A 7,407-nucleotide genomic window follows, 5' to 3' on the forward strand; every position below is an offset into this window, starting at 1 on the left:
GTGTGCGGGGGCCGACCCATTTGCACTCGCCCCACGGGCCGCGCGCGCCGATCCTTCCTACCGTGTGACCATGAGTCACACTCCTCGCTGCCGGACCGTGCTGAGCTGGGCACTCCTGCTCGCCCCCCTCGCGGTGGGGTCCACCGCATGCGGCGGATCGTCGTCGAACCCGCTGGCCGACAAGCCGTACGACGCGGCCGGCCAGGTCGCCCTCGCGGGCGTCGAGGGCGGCGGCAAGGCCGACCCGGACAAGCCCCTGGAGATCCGTGCCAAGGGCGACGACCGGATCACGGACGTCACCGCCACGGACGCGGCGGGGCGGTACGTACGGGGCGAACTCGACGCCGACGGCTCCCACTGGCGCTCCACGGTCCCGCTGGCCGCCGGCGCGCACTACACGGTGCGCGTCAGCACCGAGGACGAGGACGGCGCCCAGGGTCGCCGTACGGTCGGTTTCGACACCGCCCCGGCTGACAGGCTGCTGCGGGTGAAATTCGGCCCGGACAGCGGCACGTACGGCGTCGGACAGCCCGTCACCGCCGAGCTCAGCCGGCCCGTCAAGGACCCGGCCGCCCGCGCCGTGGTCGAGCGGGCCCTGAAGGTCGACTCGCAGCCCTCCGTGGAGGGCGCCTGGCACTGGGTGGACGGCCGCACTCTGCACTACCGGCCGCGCGACTACTGGCCCGCACACGCCACCGTGAGCGTGCGCAGCGGCCTCGCGGGCATCAAGGTCGGCCCCGGCCTCCACGGCGGCCCCTCGAAGCCCCTGACGCTCCGTACGGGCGACCGCGTCGAGGCCGTCACGGACGCCGGGGCGCATTACATGACCGTGCTGCGCAACGGCAAGGAACTCCGCTCCATCCCCGTCACCACCGGGAAGCCCGGCTTCTCCACCCGCAACGGGGTCAAGGTGGTGCTCGGTCAGGAATCCTTCGTACGGATGCGCGGCACCAGCATCGGCATCTCCGAGGGCAGCTCGGACTCCTACGACCTGCCCGTCCACTGGGCCACCCGGGTCACCTGGAGCGGCGAATACCTGCACGCGGCGCCCTGGTCCACCGGGTCCCAGGGCGCGGCCAACGTCAGCCACGGTTGTACGGGCATGTCCACCGAGGCCGCCCACTGGCTCTTCGACACCGTGCGGGTCGGCGACATCGTCAAGGTGGTGAACAGCGGCGGCGAGATGATGACGCCGTTCGACAACGGTTTCGGCGACTGGAACCTCAGTTGGCAGGCGTGGCGCAAGGGCAGCGCCCTGCACGCCGGGACCCGCGAGGGGAGCAGTCCCGCCGATGCGGCCCGCCTGCGCCCCGGAATGTGAGCCGGCGGGCCGCTGTGGCCCGTCGGGCCCGTCAGGCCTTCGCGGTAGCCCGTGCGCGCATCAGAGCGGCCAGGGCGTCCGCGAACGCCACCGGGTCCACCGGATGCGTCACGGCGGCGTCGGCGCGGCTCCAGGTGGCCAGCCAGGCGTCCTGGGGGCGGCCGATGAGGAGCAGCACGGGCGGGCAGTCGAACACCTCGTCCTTGATCTGCCGGCAGACGCCCATGCCGCCCGCGGGGGCGCTCTCGCCGTCGAGCACGCACACGTCGACGCGGTGCTCCGCGAGGGTCTTCAGGACGGCCGGGAGCGTCGCGCACTCCAGGAACTCCACCGGCGGCACATCGGCGGCGGGGCGGCGCCCGGCGGCCAGCCGCACCTGCTCCCGGGTGCTCGCGTCATCGCTGTAGACCAGCACCGTGGCAGTGGGCTGCATCGTTCCTCCACGCTTCTAGAGAGCACAGTTGTGGGTCGGACCGTTGCGCGGATGCTACTCCGCGAGCGCCGCGCCGGTGGAGGGTTCGGACGGGACCAAGATCGGGCCGATGGGCCGTCAGGACGGGTGCGCGCAGGGTGCGCAGGAGGTGGCGGACGGTGTGCTTCCCCCCTTCGGGGGACCCTCGTAATGGGCCGTACGAGCAGGGCATACCGTCTTGACACACCGAACGGCACCCCCCGGAGTGAGCGCAAGATAAGGGACCGACATAATGTCGGTCGTGGCGACAGCAACAGCAGTAGATACCGGGCATGCGCACCCCTCGGTCAACCGGCCGAACCTCACCAGCGTCGGAACCATCATCTGGCTGAGTTCCGAGCTGATGTTCTTCGCGGCCCTCTTCGCGATGTACTTCACCCTGCGATCGGTGACCGGAGCCGACCACTGGAAGGAAATGGCGTCGTCGCTGAACGTTCCGTTCTCAGCGGCGAACACCACGATCCTGGTGCTCTCCTCTCTCACGTGCCAGCTCGGCGTGTTCGCCGCCGAGCGGGGCGACGTGAAGAAGTTGCGCACGTGGTTCTCCATCACCTTCGTGATGGGCGCGATCTTCATTGGCGGCCAGATCTTCGAGTACACCGACCTGGTGAAGAAGGACGGGCTTTCGCTCTCCTCGGACCCGTACGGCTCGGTGTTCTACCTGACGACCGGCTTCCACGGCCTGCACGTGACGGGCGGACTCTTCGCCTTCCTGCTGGTCCTGGGCAGGACGTACGCGGCCAAGAGGTTCACTCATCACCAGGCGACGGCGGCCATCGTCGTGTCCTACTACTGGCACTTCGTCGACGTGGTCTGGATCGGGCTCTTTGCCACGATCTACTTGATCAAGTAATCGGTCCCGCACAGGACCACAGTCCAGAAGCATCGACGCAGAAGATCCTGACACCGGGGTAATCCGTGAAAAAGCTCTCCGCACGACGACGCCATCCGCTGGCGGCGGTCGTCGTCCTACTCTTCGCGCTGGCGGTAACCGGGGGGCTGTACGCCGCGTTCGCGCCGGCGGACAAGGCCAAGGCCGAGGACACCGCCCAGTCCCTTGCCATCGAGGAGGGCAAGAAGCTCTACTCCGTCGGCTGCGCAAGCTGCCACGGCACCGGCGGTCAGGGCAGCTCCGACGGCCCGCCCCTGGTGGGCGTGGGCGCCGCCGCCGTGGACTTCCAGGTCAGCACCGGCCGCATGCCCCTCCAGCAGCAGGGCGCGCAGGCGCCCAGCAAGAAGGCGCTCTACTCGCAGGCCGAGACCGACCAGCTCGCCGCGTACATCGCCTCGCTCGGTGCGGGCCCCTCGGTTCCGACCAAGGGTCAGTACAACCCGGACGGCGCGGACATCGCCAAGGGCGGGGAGCTCTTCCGTACGAACTGCGCCCAGTGCCACAATTTCACCGGCAAGGGTGGCGCGCTCTCGAACGGCAAGTTCGCCCCGTCGCTTGAGGGCGTCGACCCCAAGCACATCTACGAGGCCATGCAGACCGGCCCGCAGAACATGCCTTCCTTCCCCGACACGACGATGCCGGAGAAGAACAAGAAGGACATCATCGCGTACCTCGGCGCGGTCAACAGCGACAAGTCGGAGAACCCCGGCGGCCTCGAACTGGGCGGGCTCGGCCCGGTCAGCGAGGGTCTGTTCGCGTGGATCTTCGGGCTCGGCGCGCTGATCGCCGTCGCCATCTGGGTCGCCGCCCGGACCGCAAAGGCCAAGAAGTCATGAGTAGCCAAGACATTCCAGAAGAGAACCTGCCGAGCGAGCAGGGCGACGCGCACGACGGCGCGGTGGCCACCCACGCCGATCCCTTCGCCGACCCGGGCCTGCCGCCGCACGAGCACCGCGTCCAGGACATCGACGAGCGGGCCGCCAAGCGCTCCGAGCGCGTGATCGCGTTCCTGTTCCTGCTCTCGATGCTGGCCACGGTCGGCTTCATCGCCTCGTACGTGGCCCTCCCGGTCGACAAGATCATCTACGTCTACCCGATCGGCCACATCAGCGCCCTGAACTTCTCGCTGGGGCTCACCCTCGGCGTGGCGCTGTTCTGCATCGGCGCGGGCGCGGTCCACTGGGCCCGCACCCTGATGTCCGACGTGGAGGTCGCCGACGAGCGCCACGCGATCTCGGCCGAGCCCGAGGTCAAGGCCAAGGTTCTCGCCGACTTCAAGGCGGGCGCCGAGGAGTCGGCCTTCGGCCGCCGCAAGCTGATCCGCAACACCATGTTCGGCGCGCTGGCCCTGGTGCCGCTCTCCGGCGTGATGCTGCTGCGCGACCTCGGACCGCTGCCGGGCACCAAGCTCCGGCACACCCGCTGGTCCGCGGGGAAGCTGCTGATCAACCAGAACACCAACCAGCCGCTGCGGCCCGAGGACATCTCGGTGGGCTCGCTGACCTTCGCCATGCCGGAGGGCATGAAGGAGGACGACCACGATTTCCAGCAGGAGATCGCGAAGGCGGCCCTGATGATCGTCCGGATCCAGCCGGAGAACATCAAGGACAAGAAGGAACTGGACTGGTCGGCGGACGGCATCGTCGCCTACTCGAAGATCTGCACCCACGTCGGCTGCCCGATCAGCCTGTACGAGCAGCAGACGCACCACGTGCTCTGCCCGTGCCACCAGTCGACGTTCGACCTCTCCGACGGCGGCCGAGTGATCTTCGGCCCGGCCGGCCACGCCCTGCCGCAGCTGCGGATCAAGGTCAATGACAAGGGCTACCTAGAGGCGTTGGGCGACTTCGCCGAGCCCGTCGGTCCTGCCTTCTGGGAGCGCGGATGAGTACTGAAAGCAACAAGCGCAAGGCGCCCGCCGGTGAGCGGGTGGCCGACTGGGCGGATGGCCGGCTCGGCATCTACGGCCTGGCCAAGGCCAACATGCGCAAGATCTTCCCGGACCACTGGTCCTTCATGCTGGGCGAGGTCTGCCTCTACAGCTTCATCATCATCATCCTCACGGGTGTGTATCTGACGCTGTTCTTCCACCCGAGCATGCAAGAGGTCACGTACCACGGCTCGTACGTGCCCATGCAGGGCATGCACATGTCCGACGCCTTCCAGTCGACGATGCACATCAGCTTCGATGTGCGCGGCGGTCTGCTCATCCGGCAGATCCACCACTGGGGCGCGCTGATCTTCCTCGCGGCGATGTTCGTGCACATGATGCGCGTCTTCTTCACGGGCGCGTTCCGCAAGCCGCGCGAGATCAACTGGCTCTTCGGCTTCCTGCTGTTCGTGCTGGGCATGTTCACCGGCTTCACCGGCTACTCCCTGCCGGACGACCTGCTCTCCGGCACCGGCGTCCGGTTCATGGAGGGCGCGATCCTGTCCGTGCCGATCATCGGTACGTACATCTCGATGTTCCTGTTCGGCGGCGAGTTCCCCGGCTCGGACTTCGTGCCGCGGTTCTTCTCGATCCACGTCCTGCTGCTGCCGGGCATCATGCTCGGCCTGCTGGTGGCGCACCTGATCCTGGTCTTCTACCACAAGCACACGCAGTTCCCCGGCCCCGGCCGGACGAACAAGAACGTGGTCGGCATGCCGCTGCTGCCGGTCTACATGGCCAAGGCCGGAGGCTTCTTCTTCCTGGTCTTCGGTGTGATCGCGGCCGTCGCCGCCATCGCGACGATCAACCCGATCTGGGCGATCGGCCCCTACCGGCCGGACCAGGTGTCCACGGGCGCCCAGCCCGACTGGTACATGGGCTTCTCCGAGGGCCTGATCCGCGTGATGCCTGGCTGGGAGATCAACCTCTGGGGTCACACGCTGGTCATGGGCGTGCTCATCCCGCTGATCATCTTCCCGCTGGTGCTGGTGTCCATCGCGGTGTACCCGTTCATCGAGTCCTGGGTCACCGGGGACAAGCGGGAACACCACCTGCTGGACCGCCCGCGCAACGCCCCGACGCGCACCGCGTTCGGCGCCGCCTGGATCAGCTGGTACTTCGTGCTGCTCGTCGGCGGTGGAAACGACCTCTGGGCCACCCACTTCCATCTGTCGATCAACGCGATCACCTGGTTCGTCCGCGTCGGCTTCTTCGTGGTGCCGGTGCTGGTCTTCATCGCCACGCGCCGGATCTGCCTCGGGCTCCAGCGGCGCGACCGCGACAAGGTGCTGCACGGACGCGAGTCCGGCATCATCAAGCGGCTGCCGCACGGTGAGTTCGTCGAGGTCCACGAGCCGCTCTCGCAGGAGCAGCTGCACACCCTCACGGCGCACGACCAGCCCAAGCCGCTGGAGATCGGCGCCGAGGTCGACGAGAACGGCGTGGAGCGCAAGGTCGGCCGGACCGACAAGCTCCGGGCGAAGCTCTCCAAGGGCTTCTACGGAGAGGGCGCCCAGATCCCCAAGGCCACGGCCGAGGAGTACGAGGAGATCACGAGCGGCCACGGCCACCACTGATCCCACGCCTGAGAGCGTCATCCGCTGATCGCCACAGCGAGAGCCCCGTCCAGCGCATGGACGGGGCTCTTCGCTGTCCGCACGCCTCGATAGGCTGGCTCCGCGAACCCAGACGACCACCAGGAGCGTGGACCATGAACGTTGCGACCCCGGCAGGCGGCGACAGCGCGACGGCCCGTACCTGGCCGGGCGTCCTGGACGCGCTCCTGGACCACCGGGACCTCGGCGCCGACGACACCGCCTGGGCCATGGACCGCATCATGCGCGGCGAGGCCACCGACGCCCAGATCGCCGGCTTCGCGGTCGCGCTGCGCGCCAAGGGCGAGACCATCGCCGAGATCGCCGGACTGGTGCGCGCCATGTACGAGCACGCCAACCTCATCGAGGTGCCCGGCCCCAGCATCGACATCGTGGGTACCGGCGGCGACGGGGCCAAGACCGTCAACATCTCCACCATGTCCTCGATCGTGGTGGCCGGCGCCGGGGCGAAGGTCGTCAAGCACGGCAACCGCGCCGTCTCCTCCGCCAGCGGCGCCTCCGACGTGCTGGAGAAGCTCGGCGTCAACCTGGACCTGCGCCCGCGGGACGTGGTGCGGGTCGCCGAGGAGGCGGGCATCACCTACTGCTTCGCGGTGAAGTTCCACCCGTCGCTGCGCCATGTGGCCGCGGCCCGGCGGGAGCTGGGCATCCGGACGACGTTCAACGTGCTGGGCCCGCTGACCAACCCCGCGCGGGTCAAGGCGCAGGCCACCGGCGTCGCCGACGCCCGGATGGCGCCGATCCTCGCCGGAGTCCTCGCCGAGCGCGGCTCCAGCGCGCTGGTCTTCCGCGGCGACGACGGGCTGGACGAGCTGACCACGACCGCGACCTCCAAGGTGTGGATCGTGCGGGACGGGCGGGTCCGCGAGGAGGCGTTCGACCCGCGGGACGTCGGCATCGACCTGGTGCCGGTCTCGGCGCTGCGCGGCGCGGACGCCTCGTACAACGCGGACGTCGCCCGCCGGCTGCTCGCGGGGGAGACCGGGCCCGTACGGGACGCGGTGCTGCTCAACTCGGCGGCGGCGCTGGTGGCGCTGGAGCCGACGGACGAGCCGCTCACCGCGCAGATCTCGGCGGGGATCGCGCGGGCCGCCGACTCCGTCGACTCGGGGGCGGCGCGGGACGCCTTGCAGCGGTGGGTCGTGGCGAGCAACGCCTGACGCCGGACGCCTGGGC

The 7,407-nt window shown here is 69.1% G+C and carries 7 protein-coding genes; 6 read left to right on the forward strand and 1 reads right to left on the reverse strand.

Annotated elements, in window-relative coordinates; genetic code table 11:
• Positions 1-70 precede the first annotated feature (70 nt).
• Complete coding sequence (locus ACFU99_RS26055; protein WP_384396079.1) at positions 71-1,321, forward strand: Ig-like domain-containing protein; 1,251 nt, start codon at positions 71-73, stop codon at positions 1,319-1,321.
• A 31-nt stretch (positions 1,322-1,352) separates the two neighbouring features.
• Here ACFU99_RS26055 and ACFU99_RS26060 read toward each other — a convergent pair whose 3' ends face one another.
• Entirely contained in the window at positions 1,353-1,754 is a 402-nt protein-coding gene (locus tag ACFU99_RS26060; RefSeq protein WP_384396082.1) for a hypothetical protein, read from the reverse strand.
• Positions 1,755-2,025: 271 nt separating this feature from the next.
• On the opposite strand from ACFU99_RS26060, the gene ACFU99_RS26065 reads away from it, so the two are divergent.
• The 5 genes from ACFU99_RS26065 (at position 2,026) to trpD (ending at position 7,391) form a co-directional block, all read left to right on the forward strand.
• A complete protein-coding gene (locus ACFU99_RS26065) occupies positions 2,026-2,646 on the forward strand; it encodes a heme-copper oxidase subunit III (RefSeq protein WP_384396085.1) in 621 nt (206 codons plus the stop codon).
• 65 nt (positions 2,647-2,711) lie between these two features.
• On the forward strand, positions 2,712-3,521 hold the full coding sequence (locus tag ACFU99_RS26070; RefSeq protein ID WP_363230704.1) for a c-type cytochrome: 810 nt from the start codon (positions 2,712-2,714) through the stop codon (positions 3,519-3,521).
• Positions 3,518-4,573: a Rieske 2Fe-2S domain-containing protein gene (locus tag ACFU99_RS26075; RefSeq protein ID WP_384396088.1), complete on the forward strand. Its 1,056-nt coding sequence runs from the start codon at positions 3,518-3,520 to the stop codon at positions 4,571-4,573. Before ACFU99_RS26070 ends, ACFU99_RS26075 begins: the two co-directional genes overlap by 4 nt.
• Positions 4,570-6,192 carry a cytochrome b N-terminal domain-containing protein gene (locus tag ACFU99_RS26080; RefSeq protein ID WP_384396091.1) on the forward strand — a complete coding sequence of 541 codons (1,623 nt, stop codon included), beginning with the start codon at positions 4,570-4,572 and terminating at the stop codon, positions 6,190-6,192. The genes ACFU99_RS26075 and ACFU99_RS26080 overlap by 4 nt, the downstream gene beginning before the upstream one ends.
• Before the next feature lie 134 nt (positions 6,193-6,326).
• Positions 6,327-7,391 carry an anthranilate phosphoribosyltransferase gene (gene trpD, locus ACFU99_RS26085; protein WP_384396094.1) on the forward strand — a complete coding sequence of 355 codons (1,065 nt, stop codon included), beginning with the start codon at positions 6,327-6,329 and terminating at the stop codon, positions 7,389-7,391.
• Positions 7,392-7,407: the final 16 nt, after the last annotated feature.

The sequence above is a fragment of the Streptomyces sp. NPDC057654 genome (assembly GCF_042800135.1).
Classification (GTDB): domain Bacteria; phylum Actinomycetota; class Actinomycetes; order Streptomycetales; family Streptomycetaceae; genus Streptomyces.